This window comes from Paenibacillus sp. VTT E-133291, assembly GCF_002264395.1.
Lineage (GTDB): Bacteria > Bacillota > Bacilli > Paenibacillales > Paenibacillaceae > Paenibacillus_AQ > Paenibacillus_AQ nitricinens.
This window is the reverse complement of the sequence record NZ_NFVA01000010.1, coordinates 17,682-41,104: the sequence shown is the minus strand read 5'-3', so window position 1 is coordinate 41,104 and position 23,423 is coordinate 17,682. Positions and strand designations below refer to the sequence as shown.

Here is a 23,423-nt window from a genome sequence, read left to right as displayed (position 1 = left end):
TGTGTCAGTCGAAAAAAAGATATGCTGTTAAAAATGATGTGGAACATAAATGGGTAATATTGTATAGTTAAAAAGCACTATAAAAAAGGAGGAGGAAACATGCGTTCGTGGGTCCGAGCTACGTTGTTTTTTAGTTCCATTTCGCCTCTATTTCTCGTATTGTGCACGCAACTGATTAATTTTGATTACCTTCAAAAGTTGACTTGGAAGCAAATCGCTATTTCCATATATGAATTAGATCGGGTTTTCACCAATAATACACTTTTTTTGGTGTTCCTCATCATTTGCATTGTGCCAAACGTCATTCTCGTTATCGTTCTTACCCGATGCAAACGTTATGGGTCTCACGAACTGACAATTACACAGGTAGCCACAAAAAATAGCGATGTACTCAACTATATTGCAACATATTTAATCCCTTTTGCTTCGTTTAAAACAGACAAGCTTAACGACTTGATATCATTTATATTACTCATGATTATTCTGACCATTGTTTATGTTAATGCCAACATATTCTACATCAATCCACTATTAAATGTGTTTGGTTTCCACATTTATTTGCTAAACGATAACCATATCGTCATCACAAAAGCCTCCATTTCAAATGGCGCTAAAATCAATCTTTATTCTATACAAGACAATATATATCTAGGAGTGAAATGAAATGGCGACTATCGGTGAATTAACGCAACTGCGTATAGATTTGGAAGCCGCGCAAAATACGCGTGCTCACTTATTTATGATCTCAAAAGATAAACGAAGAGACGAACCTTACTGTGTTCATCGTGCTGAGAGTAACGATGTCGTCTCAACTGCATTTATATCGTTGTTTACTTATCATCTCAACAAACTCATCGAGTCTACAGCAGAGATAGTACCCTACGATATTAATTTGGACACAAGTGAATGCTTTCAATATATACCGACTAATGAAGTGGTGAATGCGGATTACATAAACAACCAAATAGTAAATGCATTAAATACGCCGCAGATTGTTGATATGGACGAGGAATTCTTTAAATACCTTTGGGCTTATGCGGTTAAAATACAATTTGGTAATCACCACGTTATCTTCTACCGCAAATACAGTAATGGAAAGGTATTAAAAGGCGGCTCGTTTGATGCTTTGTTCTTCCGAGCGGGGAGGTTTTCGGAAATTGATTCAACTGTCTTTCAAATTGATGGTAAAATTGACGGGTTTTGTTTCGAGGATGAACTGGTTATCTTACAGAATAACAACTTTGAGAGTTTATTTGGGTTCGATGACCATTACGAAACGGCATCAGGCATGGCACTACAACAGATAGCCGCTACGCATGATTTCATTGATATTGCTGAGTTAACCCTATTTGTAGGGACAGATTCCCGTAAGAAACGAAAGTTAGCTGCCATTTCAAGAAATCAACTAATAGATGTAATGGGTTTTGAACAAATTAGCGCAACGATTCAAAACTATACATTAGGTATTACCATAGACAATCAAAACCGGAAATTCAATCTAACAAAAGAGAATGCGTTCGTTTTTTTGAAAGCTTTGAATGATGATTACCTTCGCTCAGAGGCAACAACTAATCGTTATGAGGCGTCTTCTAAAAGAAGAAGTAGGTAATATGCGTAAAGGAGGACCAATTTACTGGTCCTCCTTTAATCTTATAAAAAATAGTCTTAGATCGCCACCCTTTAAATTACTGTATCAGCCGCAGGCCTTATTGGGGGTGGAGGTATTCCGAAGCCGGGAGAAGTTAGTCTTGCGCATCGAGGGATTCTCTTTTTAGATGAGTTGCCCGAATTCTCTCGGAATGTACTTGAGGTGTTACGCCAGCCGCTCGAAGACGGGGTTGTTACCATAAGTCGTGCTCGAGCTTCTTTTACCTATCCTGCAAAATTCATGTTGGCCGCATCGATGAATCCCTGTAGCTGTGGTTATTTTGGGAGTAATCTTTCTCAACAACATTGTACATGCAGCCCCGCCAGAATTGCTCAATATCGCGCAAAGATATCAGGACCCTTATTGGATCGTATTGATTTACAGGTGGATGTTCCTCGTCCAAAGGATTGGGATCGTCAGGGTAATGTTCTATCTTCGGCAGAGATGTATGCAGAGGTGATGGCAGCACAAGCGATACAGACTAAACGGTTTAAGCGCTTGCCTATTTCTTGGAATAGTGAACTTTCCGGCGCTTCCCTTCGGAGATATGCAAGCCTTAGCCGTGAAGGTGCCCAATTGCTGTATGACATTCTGGAAAATTTAGGTTTAAGCATGCGAGCGCATGATCGAATTATTAAGCTATCCCGTACAATAGCTGATTTGGAAGGCGCACCGGATATTACTTCCGCGCATCTTGCGGAAGCTGTGCAATACCGTAATTTAGACCGGCAGGCAATGACAGAAGAATAAACTAAATAGAGCAGCGATTCCCGTTATTGGCGAATCGCTGCTCTGTTTTGGGTTATTAATGTCACTCCGCTAAAAATGTTAACCTCTCTGGATAAGATCATCTGTGTCCGTAAGGGCTTCGTTTGAGATAATAATTCTCTATAGTTCCCTTACAGCACATTCAATTCTACAGCGATATTGCCGCGGGTTGCGCGGGAGTATGGACAAGCGCCATGAGCAGCCTCTACTAATGAGGCTGCAGTTTCTCTATCAACGCCTTTAACTAGCACATCAAGCTTAACCGCTATGCCAAAACCTCCATCTTCAACTTTACCAAAGCTGACTGTAGCCGTTACTTCGCTACCTTCAATTTTTACTTTTCCGAGTCGGGCAACCATGTTCAGTGCACTATCGAAACAAGCGGAATATCCAGCTGCAAATAGTTGCTCAGGATTTGTACCTTCTCCACCGGCACCTCCCATTTCGCGTGGTGTACTAATTGTAAGATTAAGCTTAGGGTTTTCTGATTCGATAAAACCGTTTCTTCCTCCTACGGCTTTAACAGTGGTTTCATACATTTTTTGCTGGATGGTCATCATTGTGTATCTCTCCAATTCCTAATTAGTTTGTGTACAATCTAATTTATCACAATTAATTATAATGTCAAATTAATTTTTTGCTATTAACATGATGTTATGAGTGAATTATGATAAAATAAGGGTATAAGGCAGGTGAATAAGATATGAAAATGAATGAAGAAGATATGCAAAAGATGACGACTACACCTGAGCTGCTGATTGAGAATCAACTCTGTTTTACGATTTATGCCTGCTCTCGTGAGATCACAAAGCTGTATCAACCTTATTTGGATAAGATCGGTTTAACATACTCGCAATATCTAGTAATGCTTGTGTTATGGGAACGGCAGCAATGTACGGTTAAAGAAATTGGTGAGGCGCTATTTTTGGATTCGGGTACGCTGACACCTCTTTTAAAACGCCTACAAGCAGCAGGCTTGATCGTACGTGAACGTTCAACACAAGATGAGCGGAAAGTTCTGATTTCCTTAACGGAACAGGGCTGGGCACTTCAAAGCAATGCGGCTTGTATTCCTGGGAAAATGATGGAAGAAACGACTATGTCCGGCGATGAGACTGTAGAGCTGCTTGAGCAGTTCAAAAGCTTGTTAAATCGTGTTCATGAGGCGAACACTCAAGATAGTAAAAAGTAAGTATAAACAGTAGTCAATGCGATCGTTCGCATTCCGGCATGAAACCAAGCGAAAAAATGTGTACGAATCATGAATATATTTAAGGAAAGCGTTTTAAAAACATGTTACACTATTCTGGGTTCCTTTATATGGCATATAGGTAAGTATAAGCTTAGTCTTATAGATTTACTCAATGTCTCTCACAGAAATAAGGCCATTCTTTTACGAGTGGTAGAGCAGTTTCTGTTGGTTCCGGAATAGTGCTGCATGTTTAGCATCAGCCTATCCCTAACCCCGCGGCAATCAAAACGGAAGGCGAGATGACAACAGGCTGCCTGTTAAGTCACCACGCTACTTTAGGAGGCTACCGCTATGAATATCCACGAGTATCAGGGAAAAGAAGTGCTTAAGAAGTACGGTGTGGCCGTACCGAATGGAAAAGTAGCTTATACAGTGGAGGAAGCGGTAGAAGCCGCAGAGTCACTGAGTACACCGGTTGTTGTAGTTAAAGCTCAGATTCATGCAGGTGGACGCGGTAAAGCTGGAGGTGTAAAGGTTGCTAAGAATATCGATGAAGTGCGTACTTACGCAACCGAAATTCTCGGCAAGACTTTAGTTACTCACCAGACTGGTCCGGAGGGTAAGGTTGTAAAGCGGCTGCTTATTGAAGAGGGCTGTCAAATTGTTAAAGAGTATTATATCGGTATTGTTGTTGATAGAGGAACTGGTCGGGTGGTTATGATGGCATCTGAAGAAGGTGGCACAGAGATTGAAGAGGTTGCAGCTACACATCCGGAGAAGATTTTTAAAGAAATCATTGATCCGGCAGTAGGTTTGCAGACATTCCAAGCTCGTAAACTAGCTTACAGCATCTCTATTCCGAATGAACTGGTAGGCAAGACTGTGAAATTCATGCAAGCGCTATATCTAGCTTTTGTGGATAAAGATTGCTCTATTGCCGAAATTAACCCATTGGTAGTTACTGCGGATGGTAATGTGATGGCTCTAGATGCTAAATTGAATTTTGATCCCAATGCTTTGTTCCGCCACAAAGATATTCAAGAGCTTCGGGATCTAGATGAAGAAGATTTGAAAGAAATCGAAGCCTCTAAGTATGACCTGAGCTATATTGCGCTTGATGGCAATATTGGTTGTATGGTGAACGGTGCAGGTCTAGCGATGGCAACGATGGATATAATTAAATATTACGGAGGCGAACCCGCCAACTTCCTTGATGTAGGGGGCGGTGCAACTACCGAGAAAGTTACAGAAGCCTTTAAAATTATTCTGTCGGATGAAAAGGTAAATGGAATTTTCGTTAATATTTTCGGCGGTATTATGCGCTGTGACGTTATTGCTAACGGTGTTGTGGAAGCGGCAAGTCAATTGGGATTGACTAAACCGCTTGTTGTACGTCTTGAAGGAACAAATGTTGGTTTAGGTAAGCAAATCTTGGCTGGATCGGGACTAAACATTGTAGCTGCTGATTCTATGGCGGACGGTGCCCGTAAGATTGTATCTCTTGTGCAATAATGGCTCGGAAGTTGAAGCCAGTTATCGTATTTGACAATATAAGTAGGGATGTGACTTAAGGCATGAGCATTCTTGTAGATAAAAATACGAAAGTTATCACGCAAGGTATTACGGGAGCAACGGGCTTGTTCCATACTAAGGGTGCGCTTGATTATGGAACTCAGATGGTTGGAGGAGTAACGCCGGGTAAAGGTGGAACAACAGTTAATATCACCCTTGAAAATGGCAGTGAAGTTAGTCTTCCGGTATTTGATACAGTCGCAGCTGCTAAAGCAGCTACTGGTGCAACTGCTAGTGTGATTTATGTACCGCCAGCATTTGCAGCAGATTCCATCATGGAGGCTGTAGATGCAGAGCTGGATTTGGTTATCTGTATTACTGAAGGTATTCCTGTGCTTGATATGGTAAAAGTCTCACGTTATATGGAAGGTCGTTCTACAGTGTTGATCGGTCCAAACTGTCCGGGTGTTATCACTCCTGGAGAGTGTAAGATTGGAATCATGCCTGGCTATATTCATATGCCTGGTTATGTAGGAGTGGTCTCGCGCAGCGGAACGCTAACCTATGAGGCGGTTCATCAGCTGACCACGCGTGGAATTGGGCAGTCTTCGGCTGTAGGTATTGGCGGGGACCCTGTTAAAGGCTCCGAGTTTATTGATATTTTGAGGCTGTTTAATGAAGATCCGGGTACGAAGGCAGTTATCATGATCGGAGAGATCGGTGGTACGGCTGAGGAAGAAGCAGCGGAGTGGATTCGTGAACACATGACCAAGCCAGTAGTAGGCTTCATTGGAGGGGCAACTGCACCTCCAGGCAAGCGTATGGGGCATGCTGGTGCTATCATTTCTGGAGGGAAAGGTACAGCTAGCGAAAAAATTGCCGTACTGGAAGCTTGCGGAATTAAGGTAGCCCCTACGCCTGCTGAAATGGGTTCGACACTCGTAAGTGTGCTTGAAGAGCGCGGTATTCTCAATGCTTTTACATCGCACTAATTAGTGTAATTAAGACAGAGAAATCGCTCCGCGTAGTGAGGTTATTTCGTGTATAATTAATTAAAGAGGTAAGCAACCTTTTGTTCCTATTTAGGGATGAAAGGTTGCTTTTTTTATTTTAAATAGAAATTTATTGAATTTAAAGAAATACTTGCGTTTTCAAGATGTGTAACACAAAATAGGGAAGGCTAGGCCTTCCGTGTTAAGGGGCGAAAAAGACTATGGAAGAACGGGAACTACTATTCGGTTTTAATGAAGTGGAAGGCATTGGCTGGAAAACGATCGACAAGATTCGCAGAGCTGGGCTCTTGTCAGAAAAAGCATTTTCTTGTAGCCCGGAAGACTGGGAAAAGGTTGGATTGAGTGAGAAAATGTCGATTCAGCTTGCTTCTATATATACGTTGGAGTGGATAGCAAGCCGCCGCTTACTAATGGAAGAAAGTTTTGTGAACATGATCACGATTTTTGATGCAGACTATCCAGATTTATTGAAGGAGACGGCTCAGCCACCATGGATTCTTTATTATCGTGGGCGTTTGGATCTGTTATCGACACCCAGTGTAGCGATGGTCGGTACTCGTGTGCCAACAGCTTATGGACGGAAGGTAGGGGAGATCCTCACGAAAGAGCTTAGTGAAGCAGGTCTGACAGTGGTTAGCGGATTAGCTAGGGGGATTGATAGCGTTTGTCATGAAGCTGCGCTAAGAAGCGGTGGAGGCACAATAGCGGTAGTAGCTACAGGTCTGGATCGGGTCTACCCGCCTGAGAATAAGGAGCTTGAACGATTGATTTCCCGTGATGGGCTAGTGCTAACAGAGTATCCCCTTGGAACCAAAAGCCATCCAGGGTTGTTTCCGCAGCGCAATCGAATTATTGCGGGTATCACATACGGGACAGTGGTTGTAGAGGCGGATAGTAGAAGTGGATCACTCATTACTGCAGATGCTGCCTTGGAGGCAGGACGGGATGTTTTTGCTGTCCCTGGACCTATTACGTCTCCCAAAAGTAGAGGGGCTCTTGATCTGATTAAACAGGGGGCAAAGCTGGTAACCGGTGCACTAGATATTTTAGAAGAATACACTTCTATTCTCCCGACAAACCTCTCAAAAACGGGTGAAAGCGGTCCCCCTAAACAGGTGGTTGACGATTTGGTAATTGAAAAGAAATTGACAAATGAGGAGTTACACCTATACCATATACTGCATCAAGGCCCCTTTATTTTGGACGATCTGCTTGTGAGGACAGGATGGGATTTTGGACATTTGCATTCAGTTCTGTTATCTTTAATCATAAAAAAAGCGGTAGCACAATTACCAGGAGCTATTTATAAGGTAATTTAATATAGAGGTACGAGTGTTAACGAGGAGGAAGAGTCTATGGCAGATGCATTGGTTATTGTCGAATCGCCCGCGAAAGCGAAGACAATTGGCAAATATCTAGGTAGTAAATATATTGTAAAGGCATCTATGGGACATATTAGGGACTTGCCGAAGAGTCAAACCGGCGTCGAAGTTGAAAATAATTTCAACCCTAAGTATATTACTATCCGTGGTAAAGGTTCCATATTGAAGGAATTGAAAGACGCTAGTAAAAAAGTGAAAAAAGTTTATCTCGCAGCTGACCCTGACCGCGAAGGAGAAGCGATCGCATGGCACTTGGCGCATGCATTAAATTTAGATCAAACACAGGAATGCCGAGTTGTATTTAATGAGATCACCAAACAAGCGGTGAAGGATGCTTTTAAGACGCCACGTAAGATTAACATGGATCTTGTGAATGCACAGCAGGCAAGACGTATACTGGATCGGCTGGTAGGTTACAAGATTAGCCCCCTATTATGGAAGAAAGTCAAAAAAGGGTTATCTGCTGGTCGTGTTCAATCTGTAGCTGTAAAGATCATAATGGATCGTGAGAATGAAATCTCCGCTTTTGTACCTACTGAATATTGGAGTATTACCGCTAAACTTGGGATTCGAGATTCCGTCTTTGAAGCTAAGTTCCATAAGCTGAATGGTGTGAAGAAAGAACTTAATCAAGAAAGCGATGTTCAAGAGATCCTTGAGGCAATCAAGAACGCAGCTTTTAAGGTAAGTAAAGTGAAGGAGAAGGAAAGACAACGACATCCTTCGGCTCCTTTTACAACAAGTTCACTTCAACAGGAAGCAGCTCGTAAGCTTGGATTCCGTGCAGCTAAGACCATGTCTGTTGCCCAGCAATTATACGAAGGTGTGGAACTAGGCAAAGAGGGAACCGTAGGTTTGATCACCTATATGCGTACGGACTCGACACGCTTATCTGTCACTGCACAGGATGAAGCTAAAGAGCTGATTACTGCTAAGTATGGTGAAAAGTTCTTACCTGAAACCCCCCGCCAGTATTCGAAGAAAGCGGCTGGAGCACAAGAAGCGCATGAAGCGATTCGACCAACTTCGGCACTTCGGGAACCGGAAATGGTCAAAGAGTTCTTAAGCCGGGATCAATTCCGTCTTTATAAGCTGGTGTGGGAGCGGTTCGTATCCAGTCAAATGGCTTCGGCTCTTCTGGATACACTCTCGGTTGATATAGAAGCAGGTACAGCCACTTTCAGAGCGGTGGGTTCGAAGGTTTCATTCCCAGGGTTCATGAAGGTTTACGTGGAAGGTAATGATGATGGAACTACAGATGAAGATAAGTATTTACCGCCTCTTGAAGCGGGAGATGCTTTAAATAAGCAAGAGATCGAGCCGAAGCAGCATTTTACACAGCCACCACCGCGATATACAGAAGCAAGGCTTGTAAAGACACTTGAGGAATTAGGGATAGGACGCCCAAGTACGTATGCACCAACGCTTGAAACGATTCAGAAGCGTGGTTATGTAGCGATTGAAGAGAAAAAATTCATGCCTACAGAGCTTGGAGAACTAGTTATCGAGCAGATGGAACAATTTTTCCCGGAAATATTGAACGTAGAGTTTACGGCTAATATGGAAGGAGATCTTGACCATGTGGAAGAAGGGTCAGAAGATTGGGTGAAGGTTCTTGCCGAATTTTACGAGTCTTTCGAGAAGCGCTTATTGTTTGCTGAAGAAGAAATGAAAGAAATCGAGATTGAAGATGAAGTCTCTGATGAGATCTGCGAGAAATGTGGTAAACCACTTGTATATAAATTAGGACGCTTTGGGAAGTTTCTAGCATGTTCTGGTTTTCCAGATTGCCGAAATACAAAGCCGATTATCAAAGATATAGGTGTAACTTGCCCTAAATGTAATGAAGGTAAAGTTGTAGAGCGTCGTAGCAAAAAAGGGCGTGTCTTCTATGGCTGCGATCAATATCCTGGCTGTGATTTCGTCTCTTGGGATAGACCATCCACTAAGCCATGTCCATCTTGCGGGGCTTGGATGATTGAGAAACGCAATAAGCAAGGCACCAAACTGCAATGTACGTCTTGTGACCATACAGAGGCAGTTTTAGACAACGAAGAAGAGTTAGCAGAATAATAGTCTCTACAGGAGGAAATAAGACAGTGACAGATACAGCAAAGGTAACAGTAATTGGAGCAGGTCTCGCAGGAAGTGAAGCGGCCTGGCAAATAGCCTCTCAAGGCGTACCGGTAAGATTGTATGAAATGAGACCCGTGGTGAAAACGCCAGCTCACCACACGAATCAATTCGCAGAACTAGTATGCAGCAACTCCTTGCGTGCAAATGGTTTAGGCAATGCAGTGGGTGTATTAAAGGAAGAAATGCGGCGCTTAAACTCTCTTGTATTAGGTGCTGCGGATCGCCACGCTGTACCTGCTGGTGGTGCACTTGCCGTGGATCGGGATGGTTTCTCGGGAGAAATTACGAGTACATTGCATAATCATCCGCTAGTGGAAGTCATAAATGAAGAACTTACGCATATACCGGAGGAAGGGATTGTTGTTATTGCAACGGGTCCACTAACTTCCCCTGCATTATCTGCTGAAATTAAGGGTCTATTAGGTGAAGAGTATTTCTATTTTTATGATGCTGCTGCACCGATTGTTGAGAAGGACAGTATTGATATGAATAAAGTGTATCTGGCTTCCCGTTATGACAAAGGGGAAGCAGCATATCTGAACTGTCCTATGACTGAAGAGGAGTTTGACGTGTTTTATGATGCGTTGATCTCTGCAGAGACGGCGGCGCTCAAGGATTTTGAGAAAGAGATATACTTTGAGGGCTGTATGCCTATCGAAATCATGATGAAGCGCGGTAAGCAAACAGCATTGTTTGGTCCGATGAAGCCAGTAGGTCTTATCAATCCGCACACAGGTAAGCTACCTTACGCGGTGGTACAGCTTCGTCAGGACAACGCTGCTGGAACGCTTTATAATCTGGTGGGTTTTCAAACGCACTTGAAATGGGGCGAACAAAAGCGGGTATTTTCGCTGATTCCAGGTCTTGAGAACGCTGAATACGTTCGATATGGTGTAATGCACAGAAATACCTTTATTAATTCTCCTAAACTCTTGCATCCTACTTATCAAATGAAGGGTAAAGAAAGGCTGTACTTTGCTGGACAGATGACTGGCGTGGAAGGTTATGTGGAATCAGCAGCTTCAGGTCTGATTGCCGGCATTAACGCTGCTAGAGCCGCACTCGGTCAAGAAGGACTGATCTTCCCGCAAGACACGGTGCTCGGTAGTATGCCTGCTTATATCACTTCCGCTGATCCGGAGCATTTTCAGCCTATGAATGCCAATTTTGGTCTTCTACCGAAGGTGGAGAAGAAAATCCGTAATAAGAAAGAAAAAAATGAGATGTTAGCGCATCGTGCACTAGACAGTCTTGCCGAGTACGCCAATCGTACGGGCCTCGCTTATATAGAGCCGGAGGTTATCGATACCCAAGAATAAGCGCCTTCGGCGTCCTAATAAGGATGATAAGCGTTAGCGTTTAAGCGAAAAATATAAGGATAATGAAGAACAACGTGAAACGTATACTTTTCTTATATTTTAACAAAGCCCATCTTAAGGAGGTAACTGCAATCATGGTACCCAGCTTTCATGCGACTACAATTTGTGCTGTAAGACATAACGGACAGGCAGCTATAGCAGGTGATGGTCAGGTTACATTCGGAGAGAGTGTAATTATGAAGACGACGGCCAGAAAGGTTCGTCGCTTATACAGGGGACAAGTAATAGCAGGGTTTGCAGGATCTGTTGCCGATGCTATCACTTTGTTCGAAAAATTCGAAGGTAAGTTGGAGGAGCATCATGGAAACCTGCAACGGGCTGCCGTAGAATTAGCGAAAGACTGGCGTCAAGATCGTATTCTTCGTAAACTTGAGGCATTAATGATTGTTATGGACAAGGAAGGAATGCTCTTAATCTCCGGAAATGGTGAAATTATCGAGCCAGATGATGATGTGCTCGCTATTGGTTCCGGTGGTAATTTTGCACTTGCTTCCGGTCGCGCGCTCAAACGTCATGCTCCAAATCTTGCTGCTGCGGATATTGCTCGTGAGGCTCTTCAGATTGCATCAGAAATATGTGTGTATACTAACTCCAATATTATTGTTGAGCAATTATAGGCTCAGTGCCATAGAGACAAGGAGGAATTCACGATGGTGAATCAATCGCTAACACCCCGTCAAATCGTAGCTGAATTGGATAAATATATTGTAGGTCAGAAACAAGCTAAGAAATCGGTAGCTGTTGCCCTTCGTAATCGTTATCGGCGCAGTCTGCTGGCTGAGGAACTGCGTGATGAAGTTGTTCCTAAGAACATCTTGATGATCGGACCTACTGGTGTGGGGAAAACCGAGATTGCCCGGCGTTTAGCAAAGCTTGTTAATGCTCCGTTCATCAAAGTGGAGGCTACCAAATTCACTGAGGTGGGTTATGTAGGTCGAGATGTGGAGTCTATGGTGCGTGATTTAGTTGAGACCTCTATTCGTATGGTGAAGCTAGAGCGCACGGAAAAGGTGAAGGACCGTGCAGAAGAGCTGGCTAATGAGCGGATTGTCTCTATTTTAGTGCCTTCGTCTTCAAAGAACAAATCTCAGAAGAATCCTTTTGAGATGATTTTTGGCGGGAATTCTGCACAAGAGGATTCTAAAGAAGATTCCGAACCAGATGGAAGCTTAAGCGAGCGCCGTCGCGGGATTAGATTTAAGCTCCTTGCTGGTCAATTGGAAGAAGATATCATTGAAATAGATGTTGAGGATACAGCGCCATCTATGCTGGATATGTTTGCAGGGCAAGGGAACGACCAGATGGGGATGAATATGCAAGAAATGTTTGGTAGCTTGCTTCCGAAGCGGACGAAGAAGCGTAAGCTTCCTATCCGTGAGGCTCGTAAAGTGCTAATTCAGGATGAAGCAACTAAACTGATTGATATGGATGATGTCATTCAGGAATCTGTGACACGCGCTGAACAATCGGGTATTATTTTTATCGATGAGATTGATAAGGTTGCAAGTCAAGGTAAGGGTTCGGGCCCGGATGTATCACGTGAAGGTGTGCAAAGAGATATCCTTCCAATTGTAGAAGGTTCTACAATCATGACAAAATACGGTCCTGTGAAGACGGACTACGTGCTCTTCATGGCTGCCGGGGCTTTTCATGTAGCTAAACCCTCTGATCTGATTCCAGAGCTTCAGGGGCGTTTTCCGATTCGCGTAGAGCTAAGCAGTCTGACACTGGAGGATTTTGTATCCATCTTAACTGAGCCAGAGAATGCTTTGACGAAACAATATGTTAATTTGTTAAAAACTGAGGACATTGAAGTGGAGTTCCAGAAAGATGCTATTTATGAAATTGCCAAAATAGCTGCTTCAGTGAATCAAAATATGGAAAACATAGGTGCTCGGCGTCTTCATACGATTTTGGAGAAGCTATTGGAGGATCTTTCTTTTGAAGCACCTGAGCTAACTCTGGATACTATGGTTATTACACCAGAGTATGTGCGTGAGAAATTGGCAAGTATTGCACAGGATCGTGATTTAAGTCAGTATATTCTTTAATGCGACAAATTATATTCTTTTGAATTTGGGCATATTGAATTAGAAAATTACAATTCAGTGTCATTAATAGGTGAAAAAATGTAAAAAAATGCAATTAAAAAGATAATTTTGAGTTAAAAAAGGAATAAAATAGCAATAAAGTGCTTAAAGCCCTGTCTTTTTTAAAAAGATAGGGCTTATTTCTTATTGTAATAATATACAAATTAAATGAAAATCAATGTATGTGAAAATACTAATAAGTTATACTTTGCGACAAGGTTCGACGTAGAAATCGATAAATTGAGGACTTTTATACTTTATTTGTCGAAAACAAGCAGGTTTTTTAAGGAAAGTTGTGGAATTCATTTCATTATGATAGCTTTGAAAGGAGGAATTATCTTGGGATTGCTGAATAGTGTCAGTTTTCAACGATTGCAGGGAGGCATTGATGCTGCCTACAAACGACAAAATGTTCTAGCAAATAATGTGGCTAACGAAGATACGCCAAATTTCAAACGTTCTGATGTTTCATTCGAAAGTTTCCTTCAGCAACAAGAAAGTGGAATAAAACCTACACTTAACGCGAAGGTAACGGACTCCCGACATTTTCAATTTGGTACCAACAGAATTGTACCAGCAGCTGTCGTTAGTACGGATGAAACTACCTCGATGAATAATAACGACAACAATGTGGATGTAGAACGAGAAATGGCGTTAAGTGCTGAGAACCAACTCAGGTATAGTTCTTATGTCGAGCAGATCAACAGTCAAATTTCGATGATGCGAGCTGTAATTCAAGGAGGATAAGATTGCATGAACTTTGGGAGTAGTTTTGGGATAAGTGCATCAGCATTAACAGCTCAACGATTGCGGATGGACGTGATTTCCTCCAACGTGGCCAATGCGGAAACTACAAGAGCATCGGTGGTTGATGGCAAAGCCGTTCCATACCGTCGAAAGCTTGTTGTTATGGAAGCTACCGAAAGCAATAAGTTCTCGAATATACTAAATTCGAAATTAAATGGTAGTAGTAATGAAGGTGTAAAGGTGCAGTCCATTATAGAAGATACTTCACCGTTAAAGCCAGTGTACAACCCAAGCCATCCTGATGCGGATGCCGAAGGTTATGTCTATATGCCAAACGTAGATATTACCAAAGAAATGGTAGATATGTTATCTGCATCACGTTCTTATGAAGCCAATGTCACGATGCTGAATGCATCTAAAGCTATGGTAAGTAAAGCACTCGAAATTGGGCGCTAAACGTAATTAACAGATAGAACGCTTCCGAAGTGAGTTTTGTACGAAGTGAATCTAGGAAGCATATGCTTACAAAACTTTTAGGAGGGAAACAGTTGATACAGAATATCACTAATGGGGTTCAAGCTGTACAGCAGCTTGCCATGAAACCAACATCTACCGAAGTTTCATCCACTCCTGCTAATGCCATGGAGAGCTTTGGTTCTTATCTTGAGAATGCACTCACTAAAGTAGCAGATCAGGAACAACAAGCAAAGGATATGAGTAATAAATTTGTATTGGGAGAAGTGAATATAGACGAAGTGATGATTTCTTCCCAACAGGCTTTACTGAGTTTGCAGTTGACTACACAAGTCCGGAACAAAGTGATAGAAGCCTATCAAGAAATTATGAGAACTCAAATTTAATTAATTCCTAGCTTAGTTCCGGATGGGGTGACACTGTGAATGAAAGATTTGCCCAATATCGGGAGAAGGTGACCCTTTATTGGAACAGATTTAGTGGTAAACAGAAGATTTTATTTTTTTCAACATTGTTTATCATTCTAATAATAATCGTAGTATTAACCATGCAACTTTCAAAGACAGAATATGAAGTAGCGTTTCAAGATTTGGACAGCACAGATTCAGCTGGAGTAATGAACTACTTGGATACAGCGGGTGTTTCATACCGATTAAGCCAAGATGGAAAGAGCATCTCGGTGCCAAGCACAGAAGCGGCTCGAATAAAGGTGGATATCGGTTCTCAGGGGATTGTTCAGGGGGGCTCTATCGGTTATAAGGTCTTTAATGAAAATTCGTCAATGATAGGGACGACAGATAGTGAGTTTAATGTGAAGTATAATAATGCATTAAACGGTGAAGTAGAACAGTTAATGAGACGTATGCAAGGAATTAAGGATGCTAAAGTGCTGATTAATCTGCCTAAAGAAACAGTTTTTGCTTCCCAGGCTGACCAAGAGCAAGCATCTGCATCCGTTGTGCTTTCATTTAATCCGGGATTTAGACCCAGTCAAGATAATATCGATGGGTACTTCAACCTTGTAAAGACGGCTGTTCCAAATCTACCAATCGATAACATTACGATTGCTAATAATGAAGTCGAGTTAATGCCTACGGCCAAAGGTGGACAAGCAGGAGTTTCCAGCCAAGTCGAAGAGAACTTCGCTCTTCAGAAAAAATTCGAAGAAGAAGTAAAGAAAGATGTGAAACAATTCCTTAGCACTCTTACGGGTCCGGATAAAGTTGATGTTCTTGTATTTTCGAAGCTGAACTTTGACAAGGAAAACCGGAAGGAGAATCTCGTAACCCCTGTGGATACAGAGAACATGAAGGGGATTGAGATCAGTTCACAAATCATTAGTAATTCGTATTCGGGTCAAGGGAATACAACTGGCGGAGTGGCAGGCACTGGTTCACAAGATGTAGCGGGCTATCCCTCACAAGCCGGTACGGATACTTCAACTTCGGAAGAATCTTCTGAAACGAGGAACTATGAAGTAAACCGAATTACAAAGGATGTTATCGCAAGTCCCTTTACTGTTAAAGATTTAACCATAAATGTTGCAGTTGAACCACCTACAGGACAAAATACTTTGGACGCTGCTACATCAGCAGCAATTCAAAACATTTTGGTAAATATTGTTCGTGCTTCGCTCGCAGATTCAGGTACTACATATACAGACGCTGATTTAACCAAAAAGGTTTCGGTATATTCTCAACAATTTGGCGGAACCGCTGCTAACACAACACCAGGTGGTCTTGCCACATGGATGTTATGGGCTATCGGAGCAGCTGCATTGCTGGTTGGAGCAGGTGGAGGATATCTAATCTATCGGAGTCGTAAGAAGACTGTGGAAGAGGAAGATGAAGACATTCCATTACAGGTTCCTACCGAATTTCCATCTATTAATTTGGAAAGTGTGACGAATGACAGTCAAGTTCGTAAGCAATTGGAAAGTTTGGCTAAGAAAAAGCCAGACGAATTCGTTAATTTGCTGCGTACATGGCTTGCAGACGAACAGAGGTGAACTAATGGCAAAGGCTAGTCAGCAGGGGCTTAGTGGCCGTCAAAAGGCCGCGATCCTGCTTATCACACTAGGGCCCGAGGTATCGGCGCAAATATTCAAACATTTAAGAGACGAGGAGATTGAACAATTAACTCTTGAAATTGCCAATGTCCGTAAAGTGGACAGCAGTGAAAAAGAGTCGATCATGTCTGAGTTCCATCAGATATGCCTCGCCCAGGAATATATATCACAAGGCGGTATTAACTACGCCAAAGAGATTCTGGAGAAAGCACTTGGTTCCGCAAAAGCAATGGAGGTCATTAACCGTCTGACTGCGACTTTGCAGGTAAGACCTTTCGATTTTGCACGCAAGGCTGATCCAAACCAGATTTTGAACTTTATTCAGAATGAGAATGTCCAGACTATCGCACTTGTATTGTCTTATCTACAATTTGAACAAGCCGCAGCTATTCTCTCTTCGTTACCTCAAGAGAAGCAGGCGGAGGTGGCTAGAAGAATTGCTGTAATGGACAGCACCTCTCCGGAGGTCATTACACAAATTGAACGAGTGCTGGAGCAGAAGCTTTCTGCTACAGTAACTCAGGATTATACAAATGCTGGCGGTATCGAATCAATTGTACAAATCCTGAATGGGGTTGACCGTGGGACAGAGCGCACAATTCTGGATTCTCTTGAAATTCAAGATCCAGAGCTCGCCGAGGAAATCAAGAAGCGGATGTTCGTATTCGAGGATATTGTCAATGTGGATAATCGTTCGATTCAGCGTATTATTCGTGATATTGATAATGCGGATCTGCAGCTTGCCCTTAAGGTTGCAAGCGAAGAAGTACGAGATGTTATTTTCCGGAATATGTCCAAACGTATGGCAGAGACCTTCCGAGAAGAAATGGAGTACATGGGTCCTGTGCGGTTGCGTGATGTAGAAGAAGCGCAAACGCGTATTGTAGGTACGATCCGCAGACTCGAAGAGTCTGGAGAAATTATCATCGCTCGTGGCGGAGGAGATGACATCATTGTCTAAGCTGATTAAGCATTCTCAGTATGTTCCAGTTGATGTACTGAAAAGATTGGAGCAGGCCCGGCACTATGCGGGCCTAACTGAGGAGCCCGTTCTAGAGGAGACTGTAAGCGAGACTCACTATCATGATCCCGCTCGTGAAGAGGCTGAAGTCGCACGCAAGCAAATGCTTAAAGATGCCCAAGAATTTGCTGAAGAGCAAGTTCGGAATGCCTCTCTTGAAGCGGAACAGATTGTTGAATCCTCAAAAGCGGAGGCAGAAGAGTGGTGGAAAGAGCGGCGTGAGCAGGATGAACATCTGGTAGAGGCCGTCAAAGCGGAGGCTTATCAGCTAGGGTATCAAGAAGGTGTTTCTCAAGCTGAGCAAGAGATGAAGCTCAAAATTGCTGCGATGATGGACGAAGCGCGTGCTGTTTTAACTGAAGCCTATAAGGCAAGGGATGTCATTATTCAGGAAGCTGAACCTTTCTTGGTTGAGCTAAGCTGTGATATTGCGGAGAAAATTGTGGATAGGCAGTTAACGGTTGAGCCGCAGTTTGCAATGGATTTGATTCGAAAGAATCTAGCTCGTAAACGTGAGCAGGGGCTGATCTCACTGTGTGTATCACCTGCGCAGTTCGCTTTCGTAAACGCAGCAAGGGAAGAATTGTCATTAGCGGTTGACTCGCAGGCTGAACTACAGATCTTGCCTGACTCGACTGTGAAAGATCAAGGTTGTGTAATCCGCTCCTCCTTTGGCAGCATAGATGCCCGAATTGATACTCAGCTTGCAGAAATCAAGAAAGAGCTGGTTAGAATCGCGCTGGACACCGATGAGCAGAGAAATGGGGAAGAAGATGCTTGATAGTAACCGTTATAAGGAGCAACTTCGTAATCTCGATCCGGTGAGGATCAATGGGAAAGTGACGCAGGTTATCGGTCTTATGGTTGAATCGGAAGGACCTGATGCTAGCATTGGTGATGTGTGCTATATCTATCCTTCTAAAGGAAATAAGCCGCTGCAAGCTGAAGTCGTTGGTTTCCGTGACAACAATGTGCTATTAATGCCACTTGGAGAACTGCAGGCAATTGGACCTGGTTGTGATGTAGTGGGAACAGGCAAGCCGCTTAGTGTTCAGGTGGGTTCAGAATTGCTGGGTAAGGTACTGGATGGTTTAGGTCAACCGCTTGATGGTTCCCTGATCCCAGCTCGAATGCCACATAGTTCGACCTTTAACATTCCGTCCAACCCACTCAACAGACCACGAGTGCAAGAACCTATTAGCATCGGTGTAAGAGCGATAGATGGTTTGCTAACCATTGGTAAAGGTCAGCGGGTGGGGATTTTCGCTGGTTCAGGGGTCGGCAAAAGTACGCTCATGGGAATGATTGCACGTAATACATCAGCAGATGTTAATGTTATCGCTCTGATTGGGGAACGTGGCAGGGAAGTACTGGATTTCATCGAACGCGATTTAGGACCTGAGGGTTTGCAGAGGTCAGTCGTTATTGTCGCTACATCTGATCAGCCTGCATTAATTCGAATTAAGGGAGCACTTATTGCTACTACGATTGCTGAGTATTTCCGGGATCGTGGGCTTAATGTGATGCTGATGATGGATTCGGTGACTCGTTATGCTATGGCTCAACGTGAAGTTGGACTTGCAGTCGGAGAACCACCAGCTATGAGAGGTTACACACCATCGGTCTTTGCAAGCTTACCTAAACTACTAGAACGTGCCGGAACTGGTCCTACAGGCTCTATCACAGCTTTTTACACTGTATTGGTTGATGGTGATGATATGAATGAGCCGATCGCTGATGCAGTGAGAGGGATACTCGATGGACATATCGTCCTTAACCGAAGTATTGCGAACAAAGGACATTTTCCAGCAATAGATGTGCTCTCCAGTATTAGTCGTGTAATGAAGGATATTGCGCCAGAAGAACAGATCGCCGCAGCAGAGAATGTTAAGCGACTAATGGCCGTGTACAAGGATTCAGAAGATTTAATTAATATCGGAGCGTATCAGAGAGGCTCCAATGCTCAAATCGATGAGTCGATGGAGTATATAGACAGTATATGGGAATTCACCAAACAAAGAGTGAATGAAAAAGTTACGCTGGCTGAAGTTCAACAGTCTTTAATTTCACACTTCTCGAGGAGTTGATTCAGTATCATGAGATTTCATTATACTTTTCAAAAAGTCGTTGACTTGAAGGGCAATGAGAAGACACAGGCAGAATGGATGCTCTCAAGCGCGCTTGGAGAATTGCAGGCACAAGAAAGAAGCCTGGATGAACTCACCTTTCAGCGGAGCGCTATTATGTTATCTTTACAAAATGCCGCAGAACAAAAGGCACCTATGGCGAAGATTCGTGAAATGCAAGAATATGTAGAATACCTGGATATATGCATTGCTCGTAAACATACGGACATTAAAAGTGCACATCAGGAAGTCTTGAAGAAGCAAGATCAGTTAAGCACAAAGGTATTAGACGAAAAAGTATGGTTGAAAGCAAAAGATAAGGCTGAGACACAGTTTCAGCAAAGTATGAGTTTACGGGAACAAAACGAACTGGATGAGATGGCAACCGTCCGCTTCGCGATGAAATCCCTCTAACCCGGGAGGTTTCCGCTAGTGGCTAATATTGATAATGACATGGAACTTGAAAATGAAGGGTCAGCGGGGAAATTTGAGCGGTTCTTATTTCTAATGATACCGATTATCTTCACGCTAGTACTGCTTGGAGTACTGTTGACGCTTTTTAATATGGACATTCGTAATAACGTGCTTGAAGTTGCGAATAAAATTCCGATTCTGGAAAAATGGGTTCCTGATCCGCCAACAGATCCTTCTAAACCGAAGGAAGAAAGCAAGAAACAGGAAGTGAGCTCAAACTCAACGATTAAGGAGCTCAAAGCTCAGCTTGCCCAGCAGGCAGATGAGTTGAAGAAGATCTCCGATGAAAAAACAGCCCAGGATACCAAGGTTCAGGCGCTAGAGTCGCAAATTGAGGGAATGAAGACGGAAGCCGCTGCAGCTGCTGAAGTAAACACGGAGGCAACAGAAGACCCTTATCAGAAGCAGGTTACTGATCTGGCGAAGCTGTACGCGGGCATGAAGGCTTCCAAAGCTGCACCGATTATGGAGAATTTGACTACAGAAGAGATGGTGCAGATATTCAGCGTAATGAATAAAGCGAGTAAAACTGCGATTCTGGAAAAAATGGATCCTAAAAAAGCGGCAGATGTCACGATTAAGTTGAAAGAAACAACCTCTTCGAGTGATATGGCTATTGCTGCTCTTCAATCTAGATTGAAAAAAGAAGCTGGCGCTACTCAAACGACTAAAACTAGTGCAAATCTGGATAAGGAAAAGTTGAATCAAACCTTTAGTTCAATGACGCCTGCCAATGCAGCTTCTCTACTAGGGGAAATGTACAAGATTAGCCCTGATAAAGTAGTAACGATTATGAATACCGTAAGTGATAGTGTTCGTTCATCAATTTTGGGCGAAATGACTAAAAATGATAGTGCGCAAACCGCGAAGATTGTTAACCGTTTGATGGGTGCTAAATAAATAATGAAAGGAGGTGAAAAATAATATGAGTTTAGTGGTTCAATCGCTTGTGAACGCAAATACAGCTGCTGCAAGTGGTAGCTCATCAACTTCTACTGGCACAACAGCATCTGCTGTACCTTTCTCTCAGACATTAGTGCAAACTATGGGAGGAAACACAGCTAACACCACATCGGTACCTACTGATCCGCTTCTGGGAAATCTAACCTCTTTACTGCAAGGTCTTTTAAAGGAAGTGCAGACGACTGGAGAAGATCAAGGAGGACAAGATACGCAGAATTCTGATCTTATCGAGAAGCTAACTGCTGATGTTGAAAACCTGGATGAAAGCATTAATAGCGATCCTGCTGTGCTGGCAGCTTTGCAAGCTTGGCTTCTTCAGGTATCAGCTCTTCTATCAGGAAGTCAAGTGACCGAGAGTGATGCTACATCTGATATGGAGTCGGCAGGAAGCTTGTCACCGTTAGCTCAGCATGCAGATACGCTGCGGTTTGCTGTTCAAGATGATTTGCAAAGTTTAGTTACTATGATTCAGGAAGCTGCTGTCAGTGGGAACGAAGAGGCTGCTAGTAAAGGGATAAGCCTGTTAAATAATTTCACAGCGATACTAGAACAGTCCTCCGCTAACACTATTAAGGGGAAGGGAAAGAACACCGGCTCAAATGAAAATTCTGGTGTATCTGTACAACAACCTATAGTGACTGAAAGCAAAGGCAGTACGCCGGACAAGACCATTCAAAACCTTAGTAACCGTGCTGGAGAAGCAGCTGCAATTAAGAATGAAGCAGTCCTAACTTCGCCTGTGACCTCAGGAGCTGTTCAAGATGCTGAAGCAGAGCTTACCACTCCATTGATTAAAAGCAGTGCAACTGGAGAAACAAAGCAGGCAGAATCCACTCAAGATTCCACATCAGGAACTACTATCATAGAAGGAGAACATGAGGTTGTAACGGCTGGTCAACTAGCTCTTCGGGGAGGAATTACGGCTCCATTGAAGGCTGAAGTCCCAGTAGCTCCTGTACCCGTTCATCAGTTTGCACAGGAAATGACCGGTTTTATTACAGGTAAATTGGAGATTGTGCAAAAAGGCGGAGTAGCTGAGGCTACGATATCACTCTTTCCAGAAAACCTCGGACAAGTAGATGTTAAGATTACTATGCAAAACGGCCATCTCGTAGCACAGTTTATGACTGAACATTCCGGAGCTAAGGATATGTTGGAACAGCAAATGAACCAGCTTCGAGCGGCATTGCAGTCTCAAGGCCTCCAAGTAGAAAAATTAGAAGTCACACAAAATAATACCCCCCTCAATTCACAATGGGGTCAAGAAGGACGCCAACCTGGTTCTGGAAGTGGCCAGCAGGGAAGACGCTCCAAAGAAAGTCGTGAGGAAGCTAATGATGCCATTCTTGCCGCAGAGCTAAATGGTGAATGGAAAGATTGGGTTTCAAACGCAGGGCAAGAAGAAGATAATCAAGGGAACTCCTTCTCTGCCAAAGCTTAAACTTATCATAAGTGAAAGAGAGGTGAACGGTTATGACGACAACAACTCCTCCTGTTTCTACCAAAGACCAGTGGAATTATACAACTCCTGAATCTACTAAAACAACAGGAAATTCTGCTTTGGGTAAGGATCAGTTTTTGAAGATATTGATCACCCAGCTGCAGAATCAAGATCCGATGCAACCGATGCAAGATAAAGAATTTATTGCTCAAATGGCACAGTTTACATCTGTTGAGCAGCTGATGAATATCTCTACACAGCTTACATCAATGAATCAGTCTCTTGGCTCAGTATCCGGCTTGATTGGTAAAGATATCACATGGACGGATACCGCCACAAATCTGCCTAAGACAGGGAATGTTGAATCAATCGTTGTCAGCAAGGGGATTCAATATGCGGTTGTGGGGAAAGACAGAGTTGCTTTAACCGATATTACACAAATTCAGAATCCTGCAACAACAGAGAATGGTTCTGGTACAGATAGTAATACTCCGGAGAATAACGGAGGAAGCGAGGCGACAATATGAGTGACAGGCTGACCATAGGCCAACTGTATCCTGCGTCGTCCCTACATTCCTCAACGTTACAGCGATCTTCGGTACCGAAGCAGACTGTGACTGGAGAAGCCACCTTTGAGAGCGTACTGCAACAGAAACTACTAAAATTCAGTAATCATGCTGCCAAGCGTCTTGAACAAAGAGGAATTGAACTTGGAAGCAGACAACTGGATCAGATTTCTTCAGCTGTGGATAAAGCTGCTGCCAAAGGTAGTAAAGAATCCTTGATATTAATGAAGGATTTGGCATTTATCGTAAGTGTCCCGAATCGTACGGTTGTAACCGCAATGGATGGAAGTTCGATTAAAGATAACGTGTTTACGCAAATTGATAGTGCAATTGTGATTTCATAACCGGCTGGTCCTAACGGAAAGCCGAGGCGGCCGCTGACCGACTGACGCGGTCCCATTCACTTAGTAAGTTATTAGGACT

General features: G+C 43.1%; 23 protein-coding genes and 1 pseudogene. 23 read left to right on the top strand and 1 reads right to left on the bottom strand.

Features of this window, described 5'->3' with window-relative positions:
* Positions 1-99 precede the first annotated feature (99 nt).
* From kwaA to CA598_RS06745, 3 genes and pseudogenes are all read left to right on the top strand, one after another.
* Positions 100-663 (top strand): anti-phage protein KwaA, encoded by a 564-nt coding sequence (gene kwaA, locus CA598_RS06755; protein WP_094876006.1) that lies wholly within the window; start codon positions 100-102, stop codon positions 661-663.
* Position 664: 1 nt separating this feature from the next.
* Positions 665-1,609 carry a Kiwa anti-phage protein KwaB-like domain-containing protein gene (locus tag CA598_RS06750; RefSeq protein WP_094876005.1) on the top strand — a complete coding sequence of 315 codons (945 nt, stop codon included), beginning with the start codon at positions 665-667 and terminating at the stop codon, positions 1,607-1,609.
* 78 nt (positions 1,610-1,687) lie between these two features.
* Positions 1,688-2,398, top strand: a pseudogene (locus CA598_RS06745) (ATP-binding protein); the annotation flags it as partial.
* Positions 2,399-2,547: 149 nt separating this feature from the next.
* Here the strand turns inward: CA598_RS06745 and CA598_RS06740 are convergent.
* Positions 2,548-2,976, bottom strand: a complete 429-nt coding sequence (locus CA598_RS06740) for an organic hydroperoxide resistance protein (RefSeq protein ID WP_094876003.1) — start codon at positions 2,974-2,976, stop codon at positions 2,548-2,550.
* A gap of 143 nt (positions 2,977-3,119) precedes the next feature.
* Between CA598_RS06740 and CA598_RS06735 the strand changes: the two genes are divergently transcribed.
* The 20 genes from CA598_RS06735 (at position 3,120) to CA598_RS06640 (ending at position 23,344) form a co-directional block, all read left to right on the top strand.
* Positions 3,120-3,608 carry a MarR family winged helix-turn-helix transcriptional regulator gene (locus CA598_RS06735; protein ID WP_269321761.1) on the top strand — a complete coding sequence of 163 codons (489 nt, stop codon included), beginning with the start codon at positions 3,120-3,122 and terminating at the stop codon, positions 3,606-3,608.
* Positions 3,609-3,959: 351 nt separating this feature from the next.
* A complete protein-coding gene (gene sucC, locus CA598_RS06730; RefSeq protein WP_042128955.1) occupies positions 3,960-5,120 on the top strand; it encodes an ADP-forming succinate--CoA ligase subunit beta in 1,161 nt (386 codons plus the stop codon).
* 62 nt (positions 5,121-5,182) lie between these two features.
* Positions 5,183-6,112, top strand: coding sequence for a succinate--CoA ligase subunit alpha (gene sucD, locus CA598_RS06725; protein WP_094869599.1), 930 nt, complete (start codon positions 5,183-5,185; stop codon positions 6,110-6,112).
* 221 nt (positions 6,113-6,333) lie between these two features.
* Positions 6,334-7,452 carry a DNA-processing protein DprA gene (dprA, locus tag CA598_RS06720; RefSeq protein WP_094876002.1) on the top strand — a complete coding sequence of 373 codons (1,119 nt, stop codon included), beginning with the start codon at positions 6,334-6,336 and terminating at the stop codon, positions 7,450-7,452.
* 36 nt (positions 7,453-7,488) lie between these two features.
* Positions 7,489-9,588, top strand: a complete 2,100-nt coding sequence (gene topA / locus CA598_RS06715) for a type I DNA topoisomerase (protein WP_094869601.1) — start codon at positions 7,489-7,491, stop codon at positions 9,586-9,588.
* Complete coding sequence (gene trmFO, locus CA598_RS06710; RefSeq protein ID WP_143812119.1) at positions 9,588-10,970, top strand: FADH(2)-oxidizing methylenetetrahydrofolate--tRNA-(uracil(54)-C(5))-methyltransferase TrmFO; 1,383 nt, start codon at positions 9,588-9,590, stop codon at positions 10,968-10,970. Before topA ends, trmFO begins: the two co-directional genes overlap by 1 nt.
* A 134-nt stretch (positions 10,971-11,104) precedes the next feature.
* Complete coding sequence (hslV, locus tag CA598_RS06705) at positions 11,105-11,647, top strand: ATP-dependent protease subunit HslV (protein WP_042189455.1); 543 nt, start codon at positions 11,105-11,107, stop codon at positions 11,645-11,647.
* Positions 11,648-11,680: 33 nt separating this feature from the next.
* On the top strand, positions 11,681-13,081 hold the full coding sequence (hslU, locus tag CA598_RS06700) for an ATP-dependent protease ATPase subunit HslU (RefSeq protein WP_094869603.1): 1,401 nt from the start codon (positions 11,681-11,683) through the stop codon (positions 13,079-13,081).
* A gap of 378 nt (positions 13,082-13,459) precedes the next feature.
* Positions 13,460-13,867, top strand: coding sequence for a flagellar basal body rod protein FlgB (gene flgB, locus CA598_RS06695; RefSeq protein WP_094869604.1), 408 nt, complete (start codon positions 13,460-13,462; stop codon positions 13,865-13,867).
* Positions 13,868-13,873: 6 nt separating this feature from the next.
* Positions 13,874-14,323 (top strand): flagellar basal body rod protein FlgC, encoded by a 450-nt coding sequence (gene flgC, locus CA598_RS06690; protein ID WP_094869605.1) that lies wholly within the window; start codon positions 13,874-13,876, stop codon positions 14,321-14,323.
* Positions 14,324-14,415: 92 nt separating this feature from the next.
* A complete protein-coding gene (gene fliE, locus CA598_RS06685; RefSeq protein ID WP_042189451.1) occupies positions 14,416-14,727 on the top strand; it encodes a flagellar hook-basal body complex protein FliE in 312 nt (103 codons plus the stop codon).
* A 35-nt stretch (positions 14,728-14,762) separates the two neighbouring features.
* Positions 14,763-16,349 (top strand): flagellar basal-body MS-ring/collar protein FliF, encoded by a 1,587-nt coding sequence (gene fliF, locus CA598_RS06680; RefSeq protein ID WP_094869606.1) that lies wholly within the window; start codon positions 14,763-14,765, stop codon positions 16,347-16,349.
* A gap of 4 nt (positions 16,350-16,353) precedes the next feature.
* Positions 16,354-17,370: a flagellar motor switch protein FliG gene (gene fliG, locus CA598_RS06675; protein WP_042128934.1), complete on the top strand. Its 1,017-nt coding sequence runs from the start codon at positions 16,354-16,356 to the stop codon at positions 17,368-17,370.
* A complete protein-coding gene (locus tag CA598_RS06670; RefSeq protein WP_094869607.1) occupies positions 17,363-18,211 on the top strand; it encodes a FliH/SctL family protein in 849 nt (282 codons plus the stop codon). The genes fliG and CA598_RS06670 overlap by 8 nt, the downstream gene beginning before the upstream one ends.
* Entirely contained in the window at positions 18,192-19,517 is a 1,326-nt protein-coding gene (fliI, locus tag CA598_RS06665; RefSeq protein WP_094876001.1) for a flagellar protein export ATPase FliI, read from the top strand. Before CA598_RS06670 ends, fliI begins: the two co-directional genes overlap by 20 nt.
* A gap of 9 nt (positions 19,518-19,526) precedes the next feature.
* The gene (fliJ, locus tag CA598_RS06660; protein WP_094869608.1) at positions 19,527-19,970 is read left to right on the top strand and encodes a flagellar export protein FliJ; all 444 of its coding nucleotides are present in this window, start codon (positions 19,527-19,529) and stop codon (positions 19,968-19,970) included.
* Positions 19,971-19,988: 18 nt separating this feature from the next.
* Positions 19,989-20,930: a MotE family protein gene (locus CA598_RS06655; protein ID WP_306440454.1), complete on the top strand. Its 942-nt coding sequence runs from the start codon at positions 19,989-19,991 to the stop codon at positions 20,928-20,930.
* A 25-nt stretch (positions 20,931-20,955) separates the two neighbouring features.
* Positions 20,956-22,434: a flagellar hook-length control protein FliK gene (locus tag CA598_RS06650; RefSeq protein WP_094876000.1), complete on the top strand. Its 1,479-nt coding sequence runs from the start codon at positions 20,956-20,958 to the stop codon at positions 22,432-22,434.
* A 32-nt stretch (positions 22,435-22,466) separates the two neighbouring features.
* Positions 22,467-22,961: a flagellar hook capping FlgD N-terminal domain-containing protein gene (locus CA598_RS06645; protein ID WP_094869610.1), complete on the top strand. Its 495-nt coding sequence runs from the start codon at positions 22,467-22,469 to the stop codon at positions 22,959-22,961.
* Entirely contained in the window at positions 22,958-23,344 is a 387-nt protein-coding gene (locus CA598_RS06640) for a TIGR02530 family flagellar biosynthesis protein (protein ID WP_094875999.1), read from the top strand. The genes CA598_RS06645 and CA598_RS06640 overlap by 4 nt, the downstream gene beginning before the upstream one ends.
* Positions 23,345-23,423 lie beyond the last annotated feature (79 nt).

Coding starts and splice junctions, on each gene's coding strand:
- CA598_RS06740 (WP_094876003.1), bottom strand. CDS start 2,976: ATGATGACCATCCAGCAAAAAATGTATGAAACCACTGTTAAAGCCGTA.
- hslV (WP_042189455.1), top strand. CDS start 11,105: ATGGTACCCAGCTTTCATGCGACTACAATTTGTGCTGTAAGACATAAC.
- CA598_RS06645 (WP_094869610.1), top strand. CDS start 22,467: ATGACGACAACAACTCCTCCTGTTTCTACCAAAGACCAGTGGAATTAT.
- dprA (WP_094876002.1), top strand. CDS start 6,334: ATGGAAGAACGGGAACTACTATTCGGTTTTAATGAAGTGGAAGGCATT.
- sucC (WP_042128955.1), top strand. CDS start 3,960: ATGAATATCCACGAGTATCAGGGAAAAGAAGTGCTTAAGAAGTACGGT.
- topA (WP_094869601.1), top strand. CDS start 7,489: ATGGCAGATGCATTGGTTATTGTCGAATCGCCCGCGAAAGCGAAGACA.
- fliJ (WP_094869608.1), top strand. CDS start 19,527: ATGAGATTTCATTATACTTTTCAAAAAGTCGTTGACTTGAAGGGCAAT.
- flgC (WP_094869605.1), top strand. CDS start 13,874: ATGAACTTTGGGAGTAGTTTTGGGATAAGTGCATCAGCATTAACAGCT.
- CA598_RS06735 (WP_269321761.1), top strand. CDS start 3,120: ATGAAAATGAATGAAGAAGATATGCAAAAGATGACGACTACACCTGAG.
- CA598_RS06750 (WP_094876005.1), top strand. CDS start 665: ATGGCGACTATCGGTGAATTAACGCAACTGCGTATAGATTTGGAAGCC.
- hslU (WP_094869603.1), top strand. CDS start 11,681: ATGGTGAATCAATCGCTAACACCCCGTCAAATCGTAGCTGAATTGGAT.
- sucD (WP_094869599.1), top strand. CDS start 5,183: ATGAGCATTCTTGTAGATAAAAATACGAAAGTTATCACGCAAGGTATT.
- CA598_RS06650 (WP_094876000.1), top strand. CDS start 20,956: ATGAGTTTAGTGGTTCAATCGCTTGTGAACGCAAATACAGCTGCTGCA.
- fliI (WP_094876001.1), top strand. CDS start 18,192: ATGGGGAAGAAGATGCTTGATAGTAACCGTTATAAGGAGCAACTTCGT.
- CA598_RS06640 (WP_094875999.1), top strand. CDS start 22,958: ATGAGTGACAGGCTGACCATAGGCCAACTGTATCCTGCGTCGTCCCTA.
- fliG (WP_042128934.1), top strand. CDS start 16,354: ATGGCAAAGGCTAGTCAGCAGGGGCTTAGTGGCCGTCAAAAGGCCGCG.
- kwaA (WP_094876006.1), top strand. CDS start 100: ATGCGTTCGTGGGTCCGAGCTACGTTGTTTTTTAGTTCCATTTCGCCT.